Raw genomic sequence first — 17,875 nt, 5'->3', positions numbered from 1 at the left:
GCGTGTCGATGCTCACTGTCGTCACGGAGGTCGGTCGCACTATGGCGTTTCCTTGCCCGCGACGGCCATCACCGTATGCATGTCCTTATCGCCGCGCCCGGACAGGTTGACCAGCACCTGCTTGTCCTTGGGCAGCTTCGGCGCCAGCTTGCAGGCATAGGCCAGCGCGTGGCTCGACTCCAGCGCCGGGATGATGCCCTCGATGCGGCAGCAATCGTGAAACGCTTGCAGCGCCTCGGTGTCGGTGACCGCGACATATTCCGCGCGATGGCTGTCTTTGAGCCAGGCATGCTCGGGGCCCACACCAGGATAGTCCAGCCCGGCCGAGATCGAATGCGTCTCCAGGATCTGGCCGTTGGCGTCTTGCAGCAAATAGGTGCGATTGCCGTGCAGCACGCCTGGCGTGCCCCCCACCAGCGCCGCCGCATGATGGCCGGTGGCAATGCCCTCGCCGGCGGCTTCCACGCCGATCAGCTTGACATCTGCATGGTCGAGGTAGGGGTAGAAGATCCCCATCGCATTGGAACCGCCGCCGACGCAGGCCAGCACGTAATCGGGCTGGCGGCCGGTCAATTCGGGCATTTGCAGTTTGCACTCCTCGCCAATGACGCTCTGAAAATCGCGCACCAGCATCGGGTAAGGATGGGGCCCGGCCACCGTGCCGATGATGTAGAAAGTGTTTTCGACGTTGGTCACCCAGTCGCGCATCGCCTCGTTGAGCGCGTCCTTGAGTGTTTTCGACCCGGATTCGACCGGCACCACCCGCGCGCCCAGCAATTGCATGCGGTAGACGTTGGCGGCCTGCCGCTTGACGTCTTCCGAGCCCATGTACACGACGCACTCCATGCCGAAGCGCGCGGCGATGGTGGCAGTGGCCACGCCGTGCTGTCCGGCGCCGGTCTCCGCGATCACGCGCGGCTTGCCCATGCGGCGGGCCAGTAGTGCTTGGCCGATCACGTTATTGATCTTGTGCGCGCCGGTGTGATTGAGATCTTCGCGCTTGAGGTAAATCTGCGCGCCGCCAAGCTCCTGACTCCAGCGCTTGGCATGATAGATGGGGGATGGGCGACCGACGTAATGCTTCAGTTCGTAATGAAATTCTTCCTGGAATGCCGGATCGCGCTGGCACTTCTGATAGGCATCGCGCAATTCGTCGAGCGCGTGGATCAGCGTTTCTGAGACGAAAACGCCGCCGTATGGGCCGAAATGGCCTCGAGCATCGGGGAAATCGTACATAGTGTCACTCACCGCAAGGGGGCCGCAGGCATTGCCGCCAACGGCTTTGATTATCGGGCGTCCGCAGCGCGAACCGCGCGCACGAAGGCCGCCATACGGGCGTGATCTTTCACGCCACGCGCGGACTCCACGCCGCTTGAGACATCCACGGCATAGGGCCGCACACGCGCAATGGCGTCAGCGACATTGTGCGCGTTCAAGCCACCACTTAAAACGGCCCGACGCGCGAGTTCTTTTGGAATAAGTGACCAATCGAAGACCTTCCCCCCGCCGCCGTATCCTTCGACCAGAGCATCGAGCAAAATGCCCTTCCCGGCAGCGTAATCATTGGCAGATTGTAGCAAATCCGCGGCACTTTTCGTGTCGGGGCCAACCCGCAACGCGCGCAGCCACGGACGCCCGCCCGCGGCCTGGGCTCCCGCGACGCATTGCTCGGCCGATTCGTCGCCGTGAAACTGCAACAGGCCCAGCGGTACCCGCGCGACGGTGCGGCTGATTTCATCCGGCGTAGCGTTGACGAACAGCCCGACGACGGTGACGAACGGCGGCACCCGGCTCGCCAGCGCGGCAGCCTGTTCGATCGAGACGTGGCGCGGGCTCGGCGGATAAAAGACCAGGCCGATCGCATCGACACCCAGCGCCACGGCGTGGTCGATGTCCGCCGCTTGGGAAAGACCGCAAATTTTGATCCGGGTGCGTGTTGTCATGTTGGCCACGGCATCGAGTAAGGCCACGCCGCCCAGTTGGGCGGCGGCAGTCGAAATTGGTCAGGATAGCCGACATGCGCAAGATACAGCCCGTCCGGCATGAACGTCGGCGCCGCGCGACGGCGGTCACCGCTTGCCAGCACCTCCGCCATCCAGCCCGGCGGCTGGCGGCCCTTGCCGATGCTGACCAGGCATCCCATCAAATTGCGCACCATATGGTGCAGGAATGCGTTGGCCCGGAAGCGGAATCCGTAAAAATTCCCTTGCTGGCCGATGTCGATCGCATACATGTGCTTGATGGGCGTCTTGGCCTGGCATTCCGATGAACGGAACGCGGAAAAGTCATGCTCGCCGATCAGGCATTCTACCGCCGCCCGCATCGCCGCAACATCGAGCGGCGTGTGCAGCCATCCGCACTTGCCTTCCAGCAATGGCGCGCGCACCGGATGGACATAGAGCATATAAAAATAGGTGCGCTCGAAAGCGGCAAAGCGTGCGTGGAATTCCTCCGACACCGGTGTCGCCCACTGGATCGCGACCGTTTTCGGCAAAAAGGCATTGGCCCCGCGAACCCAGGCGAAATCGGCCCTCTCGAGCGGAGTGTCGAAGTGAACCACCTGCCCCAGCGCGTGCACTCCCGCGTCGGTTCGCCCGGCCACATGGGTTTGCACCGGCATACCCGCGAACGCGGCCAGGGCGCGCTCGAGCGCGTCCTGTACGGTGTTGCCATGCGGCTGGGCCTGCCAGCCGGAGAAGGCCAAACCGTCGTACTGTATTCCAAGCGCAATTCGCATAAGGCGCCGCGGCATCGTGCCGCGCGGGTTTCATTAGATCAAAAGAAAAGGCGCCAACGACAATCCGGCGCCCAAAGCTACGGTCAATCGGTACGCGTATTATCCCAGTGTGACCATCCGCTTGCGCGCCTCGGATTGTGCGGCCGCGTCGCCATCCCTGAGCACCTCTTCGAGCAGCTCGCGCGCGCCGGCCTTGTCGCCGATCGCCAAGTAGGCGTTGGCCAACTCAAGCTTGGTTTGGATCGTGTCAGCCAGCGGGGCGTGCGCCGGCCCCGCCTGTATCGCATCGCTCTCACTCGCCCCCTTCAGGTCGAGGTCGAACCCCGACAGATCGAAAGACAACGGCTTGAGCGACTGAGCCTCCTCGTGTTCCGGCCCTGCAAAAGGCGTCGCCGGCTCATCGCGCAATGCGTGCGCATCGTCGGGAGAAACCGGCGACGGCGGGGCTGCGGCAGCATCCCCAGCGGGCGCCATCGTGAAATTAACCGTTCCCCACGGCGCTTCATCGGGACTGACGATCGGCTTGTCGGTGTGCGCTTCGGTACGTACCGACTCATCGGCATGACCCGGCAGTGACAGATCGATATCGCCAACCAACTGCGCTACGCCATTGACCTGCACGCTCGGCGGCGCCGGTCTCGGCGCCTTTTCGGTTTCCGCCACCAGCCGCTCCAGCGCGGCCCCGGCGCTGAGCGCCCCGGCCGCCAGCGCAACCTTGCTCTCGCTGGATACGCTTTCCATGCGCTGCGTTATTCGTTCGTTCATCGTCTTGTGTGTATCGCCATCGGCGACCGCATCCGCGTGCGCCGCGTGGCTGTCGTCGCCGCCCGCATCATATGGCCCTTCCTGGCCGACCGGTGCTTGTGGTTGCGCTCGGCGGCGCGTCATGAACCAGAGGATGGCCAGCAGCAGTACCAGTAGCGCCGCACCGGGCCACAAATAAGGATTGCGCTTGAGGGCGTACCACGGCAATGCGGGCGCGCCCTTCTTCTCACGGGCCGCGACGACCGACGCCGGCGCTTGCGAGGCGGCCGCCGGTACCGCTGTCGACAGCGAAGCGGCGGGCTGCGAAGCCATCGCGCTGCTGGCTGCCGCCCCACCGGCAGCAGCGGCCGAAGCGCCAGACTGCGCGTCGGCCTGCTCCGCCGCCTGCTTCTTTTTCAGGGCCAGCAGCTTTTGAAGTTCACCGACGTTCTTTTCCAGCGCCTGGACGCGCCCCTTCGCTTCGTCAATCGCCTTTTCGCGGGCAATACGGTCTTCCGGCGTATTGCCCGCCTTGAGGCCGTGCTCAGGACGGGACAGGGTCAGCTCATCGCCCGAAGCGGTCGGTGCTACGGCCGGCGCCTGCTTTTCGATCGTCCCGCCCGCACTGCGGCCGGCGGCTTGAGTGTGTTGCTTGGCTGCACTTTCGGCCAAACGCGCGCGGTAGGCCTGGAACTGGGCTCGACTCTCGGCCACGAAGCGGCTGGCGGCCTGCGGCGAAACCGCCTGCACCGCACCATCCGGTGGCAGTTGCAATGCGGCGCCGGCCTTGAGAAGGTTTGAGTTGCCGCCGATGAAGGCGCCACGGTTGGCGTTATAGAGGGCCGCCATCATTTGTGCCGACGTCACGCCCGGCACTTCGCTGGCAAATTTGGCGGCCAGATCCGATAGCGTATCGCCGCGCTCGACGACATAACGCTTGCCCGCCTGCCGCGCGGTTGCAGCCGATGAGCCAGCGCTCTGGGCCACCGCTCCCGTCTCGGACGGTGCCGTCGGTGCGACGATCGCAGCGCCGCGTCCGCGAGACTGCTCGGCAGACTTGTTGATCAGCAACGTGTAGGGGCTCGTCTGCCGGCCCGAGCGCCAATCGAGCACAATCACGAGATCAAGAAAGGGGCTCGCGACCGGCTGGCTGGTGCTGACGTGAATCACATAGTGACCCGGCCCGGTTTGGGTCAGGCCGAGCTTCAGGTCAGCGAGCGCGGGCGCGTAGTTCACGCCGGTAAGGTTGAAAACCTCCCGTGGCGCCAGGCTGACGCTCAATCCGCTGGCTTCGGCCGGGGTCACGTCGGTGACCTGAATATCAGCCTGCAACGGTTGGCCGGCACCGGAACGAACGGTCTGGTTGCCCAGCGTCATCGCGTTCGCACTCAGCAGGCCAGCGCCCCACAGGAGCGCGGCCAGGGCCGTCATGCGCAATGCATTGCGTTGTTTGACCATCTTGCTATTTCGCACCTGTGCCCCTTTGTGTTCCGTTCCGCTGCTCCAGTTCAAACACCCGGATCGGCTCCCTCCCGTGGCCTCACCGTACACCGCCGCACAGGACTCGCGTCAAGCGTCGAGCAGGATGCGCAAGGTCCGGCGCAGCGGCTCGGCCGCTCCCCACAGGAGTTGATCGCCGACCGTGAAAGCCGACAGGTATTGATCGCCCATCGCCATCTTGCGCAAGCGTCCCACCGGAATCGCCAGGGTGCCGGTCACCGCCGCTGGAGTCAAATCGGCCATGCTTGCCTCACGCGTATTGGGCACGACCTTGACCCAGTCGTTGGCCTGCCCGATGATATCGTTCAGCTCGTCGAGCGGCACGTCCTTGCGCAACTTGATGGTAAGCGCCTGGCTATGGCAGCGCATCGCGCCGATGCGCACGCACAGTCCGTCGACCGGGATCGCCGCCACGCTGAAGCCCTCGCCACGACCGAGAATCTTGTTGGTCTCGGCGCCTCCCTTCCATTCTTCGCGCGACACGCCGTTGCCAAGATCCTTGTCGATCCATGGAATCAGGTTGCCGCCAAGCGGCACTCCAAACTGCCGGGTTTCAGCCTCCGTCAACGCATGCTGCTTGGCCAGCACCTTGCGGTCGATCTCGAGAATCGCCGAGGCGGGGTCATCGAGCAGCGCCTTGACTTCGCCATGCAGGCTGCCGAACTGGGTCAGCAGTTCCCGCATGTGTTGCGCGCCGCCGCCGGACGCCGCCTGATAGGTCATGGAGGTCATCCACTCGACCAAATCATGCTGGAACAGACCGCCCAGGCCCATCAGCATGCAACTGACGGTACAGTTGCCGCCAATGTAATTCTTTACGCCGCTGCCCAGCGCCGTCTTGATGACATCGAGATTGACCGGATCGAGCACGATCACGGCATCATTTTTCATGCGCAACGTCGATGCCGCGTCGACCCAGAATCCGTTCCAGCCCGCAGCGCGCAGCTTCGGGAAAATGTCGGTGGTGTAATCGCCGCCCTGGCAGGTGATGATGATGTCGCACTTTTTCAGCTCGTCGACATTATTGGCGTCTTTTAGCACCGCTTCGTTTTTCGCTTGCGCAGGTGCTTTGCCCCCTGCGTTGCTGGTGCTGAAGAACACCGGCTCGATCAAGGAAAAATCGTCTTCCTGCTGCATCCGCTGCATCAGGACCGAACCGACCATGCCACGCCAACCTACCAGTCCAACGGTTTTCATCTTCCACTCTCTCAATTGAACCTGCGACAACACCATCGCGGTGTCGCCGCAGACGATCCATCACGCCCGCAGCGCAGCTACCACCGCCTCGCCCATCTCGCGCGTGCCCACCTTGGTGGCGCCGTCCTGCCAGATATCTGGCGTGCGCAGTCCCTGGGCCAGCACTCGCTTGACGGCGCTTTCGATGCGCTCGGCCTGTTCCACCTTGCCGAACGTGTAGCGCAGCATCATCGCGGCCGACAGGATCGTTGCCAGCGGGTTGGCGATACCTTTGCCGGCGATATCGGGTGCGGACCCGTGAGACGGTTCGTACAGGCCCTTGTTATTCGCGTCGAGCGATGCCGACGGGAGCATCCCGATCGATCCGGTGAGCATCGCCGCCTCGTCGGAAAGAATATCGCCAAACATGTTGCCGGTGACGATCACGTCGAAGTTCTTCGGCGCTTTCACGAGTTGCATCGCGGCATTGTCGACATACATGTGCGACAGCTCCACGTCAGCGTATTCCTTGGCCACGTCGAGCATGACGTCCTTCCAGAGCTGCGACGTCTCCAGCACATTGGCCTTGTCGACCGAGCACAGCCGCTTGTCACGCTTGCGCGCGGCCTGGAATGCCACATGGGCGATGCGGCGCACTTCCGGCTCGCTGTAGCGCATGGTGTCGAAACCCTCCCGGCTGCCGGCAAAAAGGCCGTCGGGCGCGCTGCGAATACCGCGCGGCTGGCCAAAATAGATGTCTCCGTTCAGTTCGCGGATGATCAGGATATCGAGGCCGGCGACGATTTCCGGCTTCAGGCTGGACGCGCTGGCCAATTCGTCGTAAAGGATTGCCGGGCGGAAATTGGCAAACAGTTGCAGATGCTTGCGCAAGCCGAGAATGGCTTGCTCGGGGCGCAGCTCGCGCGCCAGGGCGTCATATTTCCAATCACCCACTGCGCCGAACAGGATCGCGTCGGCGGCCTTGGCCAGCGCCAGGGTTGCCTCCGGCAATGGATGTCCGTGCGCTTCGTAGCCCGCTCCGCCGACCGGCGCCTGTTCCAGCTCGAGTTTTTCATCCAGCGCGTTGAGCACTTTCACGGCTTCGGCGACGATCTCCGGCCCAATGCCATCACCCGGCAATACAGCGATCTTCATTGCGTATTCCTCATTTAGGTTCGAATCAGCCCGGCAGGCGGTGGTTCAGCCATGGCTGGGTCGCCAAACGCCGTGCCTCGAATTCCTTGATTTTATCGGCATGCTGCAGGGTCAATCCGATATCGTCGAAACCATTGAGCAGGCAATGCTTGCGAAACGGCTCAACGTCGAAGGCGAACTCGCGTCCGTCGGGTGCGATCACCATTTGCTTCTGCAGATCGATGGTCAGCTTGTAGCCCACGAATGCAACCGTTTCGTTGAAGAGGTGATCGACTTGCGACTCCGAGAGGACGATCGGCAGCAGACCATTCTTGAAGCAGTTATTGAAAAAAATATCCGCGAAGCTCGGGGCAATGATCGCGCGAAAACCGTACTGCTGAAGCGCCCAGGGGGCGTGTTCACGCGAGCTGCCACAGCCGAAATTCTTGCGCGCGAGCAGCACGCTTGCGCCCTGATAGCGTGCCTGATTGAGCACGAAATCCGGATTGAGCGGGCGGCGCGAGCAGTCTTGTCCAGGCTGCCCCGCGTCCAGGTAGCGCCACTCATCGAACAGGTTCTGACCAAAGCCGGTGCGCTTGATCGACTTGAGAAATTGTTTCGGAATGATCGCGTCTGTGTCGACGTTTTCTCGGTCAAGCGGGGCAACGAGGCCGCTGTGGACGACAAATTTTTCCATGTTCAATTAACCTGCAACGGAAACATAAAGGCGATCCGTTCGGGAGCGGACAGCCACAAGGCGTGCGATTTACTTCTGGGCCGCGTTTTCAATGGCATGTCCGGCCGCCGCCGTATCTTTACCGAGGCCAGCCACCGTATTGCACCCCGCCAGCATCACGCTCATCAACGCCATTGCCAGCAAAAAAAACTTTTTCATGATTTCTCCTTGTAGGGTAGGCGTCGCCAAACGCAACGCCGAGCGGCATTCGGTCAAACCAGGCGGCGAATATCGACGAAATGCCCTTCGATGGCCGCTGCGGCAGCCATCGCTGGGCTCACCAAATGAGTGCGCCCGCCGGCTCCCTGCCGTCCCTCGAAATTCCGGTTGGACGTGGAGGCGCAGCGCTCACCCGGCTCGAGGCGGTCAGCGTTCATGGCCAGGCACATCGAGCATCCCGCTTCGCGCCACTCGAACCCCGCCGCCTTGAAGATCTGGTCGAGCCCCTCATGCTCGGCCTGCTCCTTGACGAGCCCCGAGCCCGGCACGACCAGGGCGAGACGCACATTCGCCGCGACACGCTTGCCGAGCTTCTTCACGACCCAGGCAGCGGCCCGGATGTCTTCAATGCGTGAATTGGTGCACGAGCCGATAAAAACCTTATCGATCGCGACGTCTTGCAGCGGCGTATTCGGTTCGAGCCCCATGTACGTCAGGGCGCGCTCCATTGCGCTGCGCTTGGCGGCGTCTTTCTCGCGCTCGGGATCGGGAACGCGATCCTCGATGCTGACGACCATCTCGGGAGAGGTGCCCCAGGTGACTTGCGGGCGAATCTGGGCAGCATCGATTTCGACGACATGATCGAAATGCGCCCCCGGATCGGAATGCAGGGTACGCCAGTAAGCTTGCGCCTGTCCGAATTCCGGTCCCTGCGGCGCAAACGGCCGCCCCTTCACATAGGCCACGGTCGTGTCGTCGACGGCGACCAGGCCGGCACGGGCTCCCGCCTCGATCGCCATATTGCAAACCGTCATGCGGCCTTCCATCGACAGGGCGCGAATCGCCGAGCCAGCGAATTCGATGGTGTGTCCGGTGCCGCCGGCCGTACCGATGCGGCCGATGACCGCCAGCACGATGTCCTTGGCTGAGCAACCTCGCGGCAACTGTCCCTCGACCTTGACCAGCATGTTCTTGCTCTTCTTCATCAGCAAGGTTTGGGTCGCCAGGACATGCTCGACTTCGGAAGTTCCGATGCCAAATGCCAGTGCGCCGAATGCGCCGTGAGTCGACGTATGGGAATCGCCGCATACGACTGTCATGCCCGGCAGAGTGGCGCCCTGCTCCGGTCCGATGACATGAACGATGCCCTGGCGCAGATCGTTCATCTTGAACTGCGTGATGCCATAGTCGTCGCAATTGTGATCGAGCGTCTCGACCTGTAGCCGCGAGACAGGGTCCGCAATACCATCGGAGCGATCGGTGGTGGGCACGTTATGATCCGACACCGCCAGATTCGCACTGATGCGCCAAACCGGCCGGCCGGCCAGCTTCAGCCCTTTGAAAGCTTGCGGGCTGGTGACCTCATGCAGCAATTGACGATCGATATAAAGCAAGGCGGTGCCATCCTCTTCGGTATGGACCACATGAGCATCCCACAATTTGTCGTACAGCGTCTTAGCCATGATCGCAGAGCCGGGCAAAATCGTTTTATGAACTTTTCATTATGCCATAGCGCAAAAGCGGTTGCGGCATAAAAAACCCCCGGCGCCAGCGCGCATTTGCACCAGCCACCGGGGGTTCGGAGCGCTCGGGCGGACCCTGTCGGGCCGCTCCGAACGCTGCTCAGCGCTTGTCGATCGCGGGCACGTCGCGTTTGGTCGCGCCGACGAACAATTGACGCGGACGGCCGATCTTCTGGTCCGTTTCCGAAATCATCTCGTTCCATTGGGCGATCCAGCCTACCGTGCGGGCCATCGCGAAAATGCAGGTGAACATCGAGGTCGGAATGCCCAGCGCGCGCTGCACGATACCCGAGTAGAAATCGACGTTCGGGTACAGTTTGCGCGATACGAAGTATTCGTCCTCGAGAGCAATTTTCTCAAGCTGCATGGCAAGCTTGAACAACGGGTCGTCGTGCAGGCCGAGCTCTTCGAGCACTTCGTGGCAGGTTTCGCGCATCAACTTGGCACGCGGGTCGTAATTCTTGTAGACACGATGGCCGAATCCCATCAGCTTGACGCCCGAATTCTTGTCCTTCACTTGCTTGATGAAGTCGGGAATCTTGTCGGGCGAACCGATCTGCTCGAGCATGTTCAGCGCAGCCTCGTTCGCGCCGCCGTGAGCGGGGCCCCACAGGCAGGCAATGCCTGCAGCGATACAGGCGAACGGGTTGGCACCCGACGAACCCGACAGACGCACCGTCGAGGTCGATGCATTCTGCTCGTGATCGGCGTGCAAAATCAGGATGCGGTCAAGAGCGCGCACCAGGACGTCGTTGACTTTGTAGTCTTCGCACGGATTGGCGAACATCATCCGCATGAAGTTGGCGCTGTATGACAGATCGTTGCGCGGATAGGCGAATGGCTGCCCCACGCTGTACTTGTAGGCCATCGCCACCAGCGTCGGCAGCTTGGCGATCAGGCGAATGGCCGAAACTTCACGATGGTTGGGATTGTTGATATCCAGCGAGTCGTGATAGAACGCCGACAACGCACCGACAGCGGCCACGAGAATGGCCATCGGATGCGCATCACGACGGAAGCCGCGGAAAAAGAACTGCATCTGTTCATGCACCAACGTGTGACGCGTGACCGTATTGACGAACTCCTTTTTCTGGGCGACGTTCGGCAGCTCGCCCTTGAGCAGCAGGTAGGAGGTCTCCAGGAAATCGCACGTCTGCGCAAGTTGCTCGATCGGGTAGCCGCGATACAGCAATTCGCCCTTGTCGCCGTCGATATAGGTGATTTCGGAATTGCAAGCCGCCGTCGACATGAACCCCGGGTCATAAGTGAACTTGCCTGTCTGGCCGTACAGCTTGCGGATATCGATGACATCCGGGCCCATCGTACCCTGATAGATCGGCATTTCGACGCTCGGCGAGCCGTCGGAGAATGATAGGGTGGCTTTAACTTCAGACGGAGTCATATCGTATCCTCAAAAATAAGTCGAAATCCTATACGGAGCGCAGCAGCGCCAGCACATGGCGCACATCCGGCCCATCCAGATCGGCATCCGGCTCCTTGCGGGCCAACAGCAGATCCATCAGATCGTTGTCGCTCAAATCGAACAGCTTGGTCAAAGCGCCAACGTCCTGGTCCGAGAGCGACGCTTCGTGCTTGGCGAAGAAACGCTCCAGAATCAGATCGTTTTCTAGCAGGCCGCGGCGCGCCCGCCACCGCAGGCGCGCGCGTTTGATCGGATCGGCCTGATGGGTGTTGGCTTCCATATCAGATCGTGCGACGCACCATCAGCTCTTTGATCTTGCCGATGGCCTTGGTGGGGTTCAGTCCCTTCGGGCAAACGTCCACGCAGTTCATGATCGTATGGCAACGGAACAGGCGATACGGGTCTTCAAGGTTGTCCAGCCGTTCACCCGTGGCGCGATCGCGGCTGTCGGCAATGAAGCGGTAGGCCTGCAGCAACCCGGCCGGACCGACGAATTTGTCGGGATTCCACCAGAAGCTCGGGCACGACGTCGAACAGCTCGCGCACAGAATGCATTCGTACAGGCCGTCGAGCTCATCGCGCTCCTGCGGCGACTGCAAACGCTCCTTCTCGGGCGGCGGCTCGTCGTTGACAAGGTACGGCTTGATCGAATGATACTGATTGAAGAAGTGCGTCATATCAACGATGAGATCGCGGATCACCGGCAGCCCAGGCAGCGGCTTGAGCACGATTTTCTGCGGCAGATCGTTCATGTTGGTCTGGCAGGCCAAGCCGTTCTTGCCGTTGATGTTCATCGCGTCGGAGCCACACACGCCTTCACGGCACGAACGGCGAAACGCGATACCCTCGTCAATCTTCTTCAGTTTGCCCAGGGCATCGAGCAGCATGCGTTCATGGCCATCCAGCTCGACCTCGTAGGTCTGCATGTAAGGCGCTGCATCCTTATCCGGATCGTATCGGTAAATCTCGAAAGTACGTTTGCTCATATTGCGAGTCCCTATTCCTTAGAACGTCCGAGCCTTCGGCGGCACGGAGTCGACCGTCAGCGGCTTCATCTGCACCGGCTTGTATTCGAGTCGGTTGTCATCGCTGTACCACAGCGAGTGACGCAGCCAGTTCTCGTCGTCGCGGTCGGGATAATCACGGTGCGCGTGGGCGCCGCGACTTTCCTTGCGCGCCTCCGCTGCGACCATGGTGGCCTTGGCGACCTCGATCAGGTTGGCCACTTCGAGCGCTTCCATCCGCGCGGTGTTGAACACCTTCGACTTATCCTTCAGATGAATGTGCTGCACGCGCTCGGCCACGTCCTTGATCTGCTGCACGCCCTCGGCAAGCAGCTCCGAGGTGCGGAACACGCCAGCGTGAGTTTGCATGGTCTTGCGGATATCGTTCGCGACGTCCTGCGCATATTCGCCGGAGGAAGAAGCGTCGAGTCTTGCCAGCCGCTCCAGGGCACGGTCGGCGGCGTCGGCCGGCAGCGGCTTGTGCTCGCCGGCGCTCTTGACGAAGTCGATAATGTGATCGCCCGCGGAACGGCCAAACACCACCAGATCAAGCAGCGAATTGGTGCCCAGGCGATTGGCGCCGTGCACCGACACGCAGGAGCATTCGCCCACTGCATAAAAACCGTTGATCGGCGCACTCGTTCCGTTTGCGGTGCCAACCACCTGCCCGTGGTAGTTGGTCGGAATGCCGCCCATTTGATAGTGGATCGTCGGCACCACCGGAATCGGCTCCTTGATGCAGTCGACGTTGGCGAACTTAAGGGAAATTTCACGAATCGACGGCAGGCGCTTCAGAATGGTTTCCGCGCCGATGTGCGACAGGTCCAGCAGCACGTAGTCGCCATTCGGACCACAGCCACGGCCTTCCTTGATTTCCTGATCCATCGAGCGCGACACGAAGTCACGCGGGGCCAGATCCTTCAGGGTCGGCGCATAACGCTCCATGAAACGCTCGCCGTTGGAGTTGCGCAGAATGCCGCCTTCGCCGCGCACACCCTCGGTGATCAGCACGCCGGCGCCAGCCACGCCGGTGGGGTGGAACTGCCAGAACTCCATGTCTTCGAGCGGCACCCCGGCGCGCGCAGCCATCCCAAGGCCGTCGCCGGTATTGATATAGGCATTGGTCGAAGCGGCGTAGACGCGCCCGGCGCCGCCGGTCGCGAACAGCGTGCACTTGGCTTCGAGAATATGCACTTCGCCGGTTTCAAGTTCGAGCGCCGAAACACCCAGCACATCGCCGTGCTGGTCGCGAATCAGGTCGAGCGCCATCCACTCGACGAAGAAATGCGTCTTGGCGCGGACATTTTGCTGGTACAACGTATGCAGCAAAGCGTGGCCGGTACGGTCGGCCGCAGCGCAGGCGCGCTGCACCGGCTTTTCGCCGTAGTTCGCGGTGTGCCCGCCGAAGGGGCGCTGATAGATCGTGCCGTCGGGGTTACGGTCGAACGGCATACCGAAATGTTCCAGTTCGTAGACGGCGTGCGGCGCTTCACGGCACATGAACTCGATCGCGTCCTGGTCGCCCAGCCAATCGGAGCCCTTGATGGTGTCGTAGAAATGGAAGTGCCAGTTGTCTTCGCTCATGTTCCCCAGCGACGCACCGATACCACCTTGCGCGGCCACCGTGTGCGAGCGTGTCGGGAACACCTTGGACAACACCGCAACCGACAGGCCGGCCTTGGCCAACTGCAGCGATGCGCGCATGCCGGAGCCGCCGGCGCCGACGATGACGACGTCAAAACGGCGGCGCGGCAGGGAATTTTTTATTGCAACCATGCTTTTAAACTCTCCAGAGAATCTGTGCGGCATAGCCGGCACACGCCAGCAACCAGACAATCGTCAGCACTTGCAGAACCAGGCGCACACCGACCGGTTTGACGTAATCCATCCAGATGTCGCGCACGCCGACCCAAGCGTGGTAGAACAAGGAAAGCAACGTGACGAAGGTCGCCAGTTTCATCCACTGGTTGGCGAAAATGCCGGCCCAGCCATCGTACGAAAAGTCCTTCGCGGTAAAGAACCACACCAGAAGAATTACCGTGTAGATGGCCATGACGCATGCCGTCACGCGCTGCGCAAGCCAATCGCGAAGGCCGTAATGCGCCCCCACCACCAAACGCTTGGAACCGATATTGTTGTTGGCCATCAGAACGCTCCAAACAGTTTGAGGGCGATTGCCGCGGTGAGCAGCAACGAAAGCACGAGCACCACCAGAGCCGAGCTGCGACCGCGTTCCTTGGTCACGAGGTCGTGATTCGTGTCCATGCGCAAGTGGCGCACGCCGGCCAGCAAGTGATGCAGGAAACCCCAGGAGAGAACAATGAGAACAAGTTTGACAAATCCATTTGAGACGACGGATTTGAAGGTCAGGAAACTGATTTCCGACGTGAGACTTTGCTCAAACAGATAGAGGACAAACGGTAAGAGAAGAAACATCAACGCACCGCTGATGCGATGCAGAATGGACACGATGCCAGCCGGCGGAAGTCGATAAGACACAATCTGCCCAATACCGATATTCCGATAAACTGGCCTCTCTTTTTTTACGACTTCAGCCATACTAGACCCCATGTAGTTACGTCAGCCCAAGATTCTAGCGCTGTTTTTAGTGCGTTGCACCAACGCACCCCGGCACAGCCCTGCCGGTATAGCGCCGCCCAGCACGATGAGCTGGCGTCAGGAACACCGCCTCAACTCAATTCGTTCTCATAATAGTGCCGCGTGGTGACATACCATCCGCGACGCACTTCCACCGGCCGGTCTCCATAAGTGTAGGAAACCCTCTCGACATTCAACAGGGGAAATCCGACCGGCACCTTCAGCAACGCCGCCGTGGCCTCATCTGCGGCCACCGCCCGGATTTTCTCAACTGCGCGGATCATGCGTGTCCCGAATTCGGTTTCGAACAATCCGTACATCGGGCCCTTGTAATCGTTCAGGCGCTCTGCCGTGAGCCCGCGAAACAGCACTCCGGGCAACCAGATTTCGTCGAGCACGGTTGGCGCATCCGAAAAATCGAGCGCACGGCGAATGAGGATCACGCTGTCGCCAGCGCGCAAATTGAGTTGTCGGGCGATCTCGGCGGGAGCGCGCAATCGGCGGCACTCGATCAGGCGGCTGGGCGGATGCTCCTGCTCGCCACTGTCCGGCACCAGGCGCAGGAAGCGGAACTGTACGACGTCCTCATGGTGCGTAGCAACAAACGTGCCTCGCCCCTGCCGCCGAACCAGCAAATTCTCCGCAGCCAGATCATCGATGGCCTTGCGCACAGTCCCCTGGCTCACCTTGAAGCGGCTTGCCAACTCGATCTCGCTGGGAATGATTTCACCCGGGCGCCACTCGCCGGTTTGCAGGCTCTGCGTGATCAGTGCCTTGATTTGCTGGTATAACGGACTGAATGTCGGCGAGGAGCCCTCGCGCGTCAACTCCTGCCGTTGCTCGGCATCGCTGGCGGCGCCTTGATTCGTGTCCCTGGCATTCGCGTTCATGCCCGAATTTGACCACAAAACGACGGGTCGCGTCTATTCAAAAACAGCAATAATCTTATGTCTTATATAAGACATAAGATATTGTTGACATTCCTCTGCCCCACTCCTACACTGGCGCGGGCAAAAGGGGCTGGAAGCGCGGCCGCATACGGAGTATCGTGTCGCAAGCGCACTTTCAGAGGTGTGCCACCCCGTCATTCCAACCCCATTTTCACGGAGTGTGGCTGCCAGCCAGGAGCCGCGAGGCTTGCCACCGCTGGCGCATGACACGACTTCGCAGGTATTTCGTTACGTCTGGAGAATTCTCATGGCAAAACCCGCAATGCGCGTTGCCGTTACCGGCGCCGCCGGTCAAATCGGCTATTCCCTTCTGTTCCGCATCGCCAATGGCGACATGCTGGGCAAGGATCAGCCCGTCATCCTGCAATTGCTCGACTTGCCGCAGGCACAAGCCGCTGTCAAGGGTGTCGTCATGGAGCTGGAAGACTGCGCGTTTCCGTTGCTGCAAGGCGTGGTCGTGACCGACGATCCCAAAGTCGCCTTCAAGGATATCGACGTGGCATTGCTGGTCGGCGCCCGCCCCCGCAGCAAGGGCATGGAGCGCAAGGACCTGTTGACGGCCAACGCGGAAATCTTCACGGTGCAGGGCCGCGCCCTCAACGAGGTCGCCAAGCGCAGCGTCAAGATCCTGGTAGTCGGCAATCCGGCCAACACCAACGCCTATATCGCGATGAAATCGGCGCCCAACCTGCCGAAGGAAAATTTCACCGCGATGCTGCGCCTGGATCACAACCGCGCCCTGTCGCAAATCGCCGCCAAAACGGGCAAGGCGGTCGCCGACATCGAAAAGCTCGCGGTCTGGGGCAACCACTCCCCGACCATGTACCCCGACTACCGTTTTGCCACGATTGGCGGCCAAAGCGTGAAGGCCATGATCAACGACGACGCCTGGAACCGCGACGTGTTCATTCCGACCGTGGGCAAGCGTGGCGCAGCCATCATCGAAGCGCGCGGCCTCTCGTCGGCGGCATCGGCGGCCAATGCCGCCATCGACCACGTGCATGACTGGGTGCTGGGCAGCAACGGCAAATGGGTCACGATGGGCATTCCGTCCGACGGCTCCTACGGCATCCCGGAAGACGTCATCTACGGCGTGCCGGTGATTTGCGCCAATGGCCAATACACTCGCGTGAGCGGCCTGGAAATCGACGCATTCTCGCGCGAGAAGATGGATGGCACGCTTCAGGAATTGCTCGAAGAACGCGAGGGCGTCAAGCACCTGCTGCCGTAATTCATTGTGACGACACGCCGGCGCCCGGATTGGCGCGTCGGCGCCGCCGGTGCGTCAGGCACCGGCGTTTTATCGAGTCCTTTTGGCAAAAAGCAAGTGAACACGAAATCGCCGTTTCCGCATGGCGCTGTTGGCAAAAGTTATTTGGCTTTTTGCCCAAAGGATTGGCTCTCCCTTTCGCGATACGCTGCGCCGGGTCACCAAAAGTGAAATATTTTGTATTCAACCACCGGTGCGCGCACAGTTCATACGATAATTTGCGCGTTGCGTTCCCTGACACTTGGAGAGTTGAAATGAAGAAGTTGTGCATGTCGGCCATACTGGCGATGTTCTCGGTTTCCGCGCTGCAGATCGCGCAGGCAGCGACGAGCAACACGACGTCCCACCACCCCCTTAGCCCCTATCACCACTATAAGAAAAAGGTCTACCGCAAAGCCAAGAAAGTCGCCGTCGCCCCTGCAGCGCAGCCGATTCCCGAGGGAGCCGAAACCTGGCAATGCGCGGACCATCAAACGATGTACATTGCCGGCAACATGAAGCGCGACGCGGTGCTGACGATGCACTGGGACGGCAAGAACTACAAGTTGCCGCGCCAGCAAACCACCACCGGCGCCGATCGGTTCCACGATGTCGCCAGCGGCATGGATCTGGTTGTCATCCCTGACAAGGGCATGCTTTTCAGCGACAAATCCGGCGAGCGCATTGCCGATGATTGCAAGACCAGCGCGATGGCCCACGAAAACATCGCTGCGCCCACGCAGTCCAGCATCCTGCTCAAGGCAGGCAAGTAACTGACGGCCACCTCGCCCCATGTACGCTCCTGCCGCGCTGCCGCCCCGCTTCGTCGCCCCCGGTGGGCCTCTGGTGCGACCGGCCCGCGCGTCAAGCCGGGGCGTTATCGGGCGACCGGCCGGCGCAGACGTGCGGCAAGACAGACTGACGAGACGAATGTTCTGCCGG

18 protein-coding genes are annotated in these 17,875 nt (G+C 61.2%); 2 read left to right on the top strand and 16 right to left on the bottom strand.

The window, feature by feature from the left end:
* Positions 1-39: 39 nt before the first annotated feature.
* The 16 genes from trpB to EPN80_RS08475 form a co-directional block, all read right to left on the bottom strand.
* Positions 40-1,236, bottom strand: a complete 1,197-nt coding sequence (trpB, locus tag EPN80_RS08550; RefSeq protein ID WP_293025776.1) for a tryptophan synthase subunit beta — start codon at positions 1,234-1,236, stop codon at positions 40-42.
* 50 nt (positions 1,237-1,286) lie between these two features.
* Entirely contained in the window at positions 1,287-1,943 is a 657-nt protein-coding gene (locus tag EPN80_RS08545; protein WP_293025807.1) for a phosphoribosylanthranilate isomerase, read from the bottom strand.
* Positions 1,940-2,737, bottom strand: a complete 798-nt coding sequence (gene truA / locus EPN80_RS08540) for a tRNA pseudouridine(38-40) synthase TruA (RefSeq protein ID WP_293025774.1) — start codon at positions 2,735-2,737, stop codon at positions 1,940-1,942. The genes EPN80_RS08545 and truA overlap by 4 nt, the downstream gene beginning before the upstream one ends.
* A gap of 99 nt (positions 2,738-2,836) precedes the next feature.
* Entirely contained in the window at positions 2,837-4,939 is a 2,103-nt protein-coding gene (locus EPN80_RS08535) for a FimV/HubP family polar landmark protein (protein WP_293025772.1), read from the bottom strand.
* Between the two features lie 111 nt (positions 4,940-5,050).
* Complete coding sequence (asd, locus tag EPN80_RS08530; RefSeq protein WP_293025770.1) at positions 5,051-6,178, bottom strand: aspartate-semialdehyde dehydrogenase; 1,128 nt, start codon at positions 6,176-6,178, stop codon at positions 5,051-5,053.
* Between the two features lie 60 nt (positions 6,179-6,238).
* Positions 6,239-7,312 carry a 3-isopropylmalate dehydrogenase gene (gene leuB / locus EPN80_RS08525; RefSeq protein WP_293025768.1) on the bottom strand — a complete coding sequence of 358 codons (1,074 nt, stop codon included), beginning with the start codon at positions 7,310-7,312 and terminating at the stop codon, positions 6,239-6,241.
* Positions 7,313-7,337: 25 nt separating this feature from the next.
* On the bottom strand, positions 7,338-7,988 hold the full coding sequence (gene leuD, locus EPN80_RS08520; protein WP_293025766.1) for a 3-isopropylmalate dehydratase small subunit: 651 nt from the start codon (positions 7,986-7,988) through the stop codon (positions 7,338-7,340).
* 69 nt (positions 7,989-8,057) lie between these two features.
* Positions 8,058-8,186: an entericidin A/B family lipoprotein gene (locus tag EPN80_RS08515; protein ID WP_293025764.1), complete on the bottom strand. Its 129-nt coding sequence runs from the start codon at positions 8,184-8,186 to the stop codon at positions 8,058-8,060.
* 53 nt (positions 8,187-8,239) lie between these two features.
* Positions 8,240-9,649 carry a 3-isopropylmalate dehydratase large subunit gene (gene leuC, locus EPN80_RS08510; RefSeq protein ID WP_293025762.1) on the bottom strand — a complete coding sequence of 470 codons (1,410 nt, stop codon included), beginning with the start codon at positions 9,647-9,649 and terminating at the stop codon, positions 8,240-8,242.
* Positions 9,650-9,809: 160 nt separating this feature from the next.
* Complete coding sequence (gene gltA, locus EPN80_RS08505; protein ID WP_293025760.1) at positions 9,810-11,111, bottom strand: citrate synthase; 1,302 nt, start codon at positions 11,109-11,111, stop codon at positions 9,810-9,812.
* A 28-nt stretch (positions 11,112-11,139) separates the two neighbouring features.
* The gene (locus EPN80_RS08500) at positions 11,140-11,412 is read right to left on the bottom strand and encodes a succinate dehydrogenase assembly factor 2 (RefSeq protein WP_293025758.1); all 273 of its coding nucleotides are present in this window, start codon (positions 11,410-11,412) and stop codon (positions 11,140-11,142) included.
* 1 nt (position 11,413) lies between these two features.
* Positions 11,414-12,118, bottom strand: a complete 705-nt coding sequence (locus EPN80_RS08495) for a succinate dehydrogenase iron-sulfur subunit (protein WP_293025756.1) — start codon at positions 12,116-12,118, stop codon at positions 11,414-11,416.
* Positions 12,119-12,136: 18 nt separating this feature from the next.
* On the bottom strand, positions 12,137-13,912 hold the full coding sequence (gene sdhA / locus EPN80_RS08490; protein ID WP_293025754.1) for a succinate dehydrogenase flavoprotein subunit: 1,776 nt from the start codon (positions 13,910-13,912) through the stop codon (positions 12,137-12,139).
* A 4-nt stretch (positions 13,913-13,916) separates the two neighbouring features.
* Positions 13,917-14,285 (bottom strand): succinate dehydrogenase, hydrophobic membrane anchor protein, encoded by a 369-nt coding sequence (sdhD, locus tag EPN80_RS08485; RefSeq protein ID WP_047214373.1) that lies wholly within the window; start codon positions 14,283-14,285, stop codon positions 13,917-13,919.
* The gene (sdhC, locus tag EPN80_RS08480) at positions 14,282-14,695 is read right to left on the bottom strand and encodes a succinate dehydrogenase, cytochrome b556 subunit (protein ID WP_293025752.1); all 414 of its coding nucleotides are present in this window, start codon (positions 14,693-14,695) and stop codon (positions 14,282-14,284) included. The genes sdhD and sdhC overlap by 4 nt, the downstream gene beginning before the upstream one ends.
* Positions 14,696-14,826: 131 nt before the next feature.
* A complete protein-coding gene (locus EPN80_RS08475; protein ID WP_366468553.1) occupies positions 14,827-15,624 on the bottom strand; it encodes a GntR family transcriptional regulator in 798 nt (265 codons plus the stop codon).
* Positions 15,625-15,931: 307 nt separating this feature from the next.
* On the opposite strand from EPN80_RS08475, the gene EPN80_RS08470 reads away from it, so the two are divergent.
* Both EPN80_RS08470 and EPN80_RS08465 read left to right on the top strand, forming a co-directional pair.
* Positions 15,932-16,915: a malate dehydrogenase gene (locus EPN80_RS08470; RefSeq protein ID WP_293025750.1), complete on the top strand. Its 984-nt coding sequence runs from the start codon at positions 15,932-15,934 to the stop codon at positions 16,913-16,915.
* Positions 16,916-17,208: 293 nt separating this feature from the next.
* Positions 17,209-17,706 carry a hypothetical protein gene (locus tag EPN80_RS08465; RefSeq protein ID WP_293025749.1) on the top strand — a complete coding sequence of 166 codons (498 nt, stop codon included), beginning with the start codon at positions 17,209-17,211 and terminating at the stop codon, positions 17,704-17,706.
* Positions 17,707-17,875: the final 169 nt, after the last annotated feature.

This window comes from Pandoraea sp. (genome assembly GCF_004297875.1).
In the GTDB taxonomy this organism is placed as follows: Bacteria; Pseudomonadota; Gammaproteobacteria; order Burkholderiales; family Burkholderiaceae; genus Pandoraea.
This window is presented reverse-complemented; position numbering and strand designations above follow the sequence as displayed.

Excerpts from the sequence above, each read along its gene's own strand:
- EPN80_RS08535 (WP_293025772.1), bottom strand. The coding sequence starts at position 4,939 with ATGGTCAAACAACGCAATGCATTGCGCATGACGGCCCTGGCCGCGCTC.
- leuD (WP_293025766.1), bottom strand. The coding sequence starts at position 7,988 with ATGGAAAAATTTGTCGTCCACAGCGGCCTCGTTGCCCCGCTTGACCGA.
- asd (WP_293025770.1), bottom strand. The coding sequence starts at position 6,178 with ATGAAAACCGTTGGACTGGTAGGTTGGCGTGGCATGGTCGGTTCGGTC.
- EPN80_RS08545 (WP_293025807.1), bottom strand. The coding sequence starts at position 1,943 with ATGACAACACGCACCCGGATCAAAATTTGCGGTCTTTCCCAAGCGGCG.
- EPN80_RS08515 (WP_293025764.1), bottom strand. The coding sequence starts at position 8,186 with ATGAAAAAGTTTTTTTTGCTGGCAATGGCGTTGATGAGCGTGATGCTG.
- EPN80_RS08495 (WP_293025756.1), bottom strand. The coding sequence starts at position 12,118 with ATGAGCAAACGTACTTTCGAGATTTACCGATACGATCCGGATAAGGAT.
- EPN80_RS08470 (WP_293025750.1), top strand. The coding sequence starts at position 15,932 with ATGGCAAAACCCGCAATGCGCGTTGCCGTTACCGGCGCCGCCGGTCAA.
- EPN80_RS08500 (WP_293025758.1), bottom strand. The coding sequence starts at position 11,412 with ATGGAAGCCAACACCCATCAGGCCGATCCGATCAAACGCGCGCGCCTG.
- trpB (WP_293025776.1), bottom strand. The coding sequence starts at position 1,236 with ATGTACGATTTCCCCGATGCTCGAGGCCATTTCGGCCCATACGGCGGC.
- EPN80_RS08475 (WP_366468553.1), bottom strand. The coding sequence starts at position 15,624 with ATGAACGCGAATGCCAGGGACACGAATCAAGGCGCCGCCAGCGATGCC.
- sdhC (WP_293025752.1), bottom strand. The coding sequence starts at position 14,695 with ATGGCTGAAGTCGTAAAAAAAGAGAGGCCAGTTTATCGGAATATCGGT.
- leuB (WP_293025768.1), bottom strand. The coding sequence starts at position 7,312 with ATGAAGATCGCTGTATTGCCGGGTGATGGCATTGGGCCGGAGATCGTC.
- gltA (WP_293025760.1), bottom strand. The coding sequence starts at position 11,111 with ATGACTCCGTCTGAAGTTAAAGCCACCCTATCATTCTCCGACGGCTCG.
- EPN80_RS08465 (WP_293025749.1), top strand. The coding sequence starts at position 17,209 with ATGAAGAAGTTGTGCATGTCGGCCATACTGGCGATGTTCTCGGTTTCC.
- sdhA (WP_293025754.1), bottom strand. The coding sequence starts at position 13,912 with ATGGTTGCAATAAAAAATTCCCTGCCGCGCCGCCGTTTTGACGTCGTC.
- leuC (WP_293025762.1), bottom strand. The coding sequence starts at position 9,649 with ATGGCTAAGACGCTGTACGACAAATTGTGGGATGCTCATGTGGTCCAT.
- truA (WP_293025774.1), bottom strand. The coding sequence starts at position 2,737 with ATGCGAATTGCGCTTGGAATACAGTACGACGGTTTGGCCTTCTCCGGC.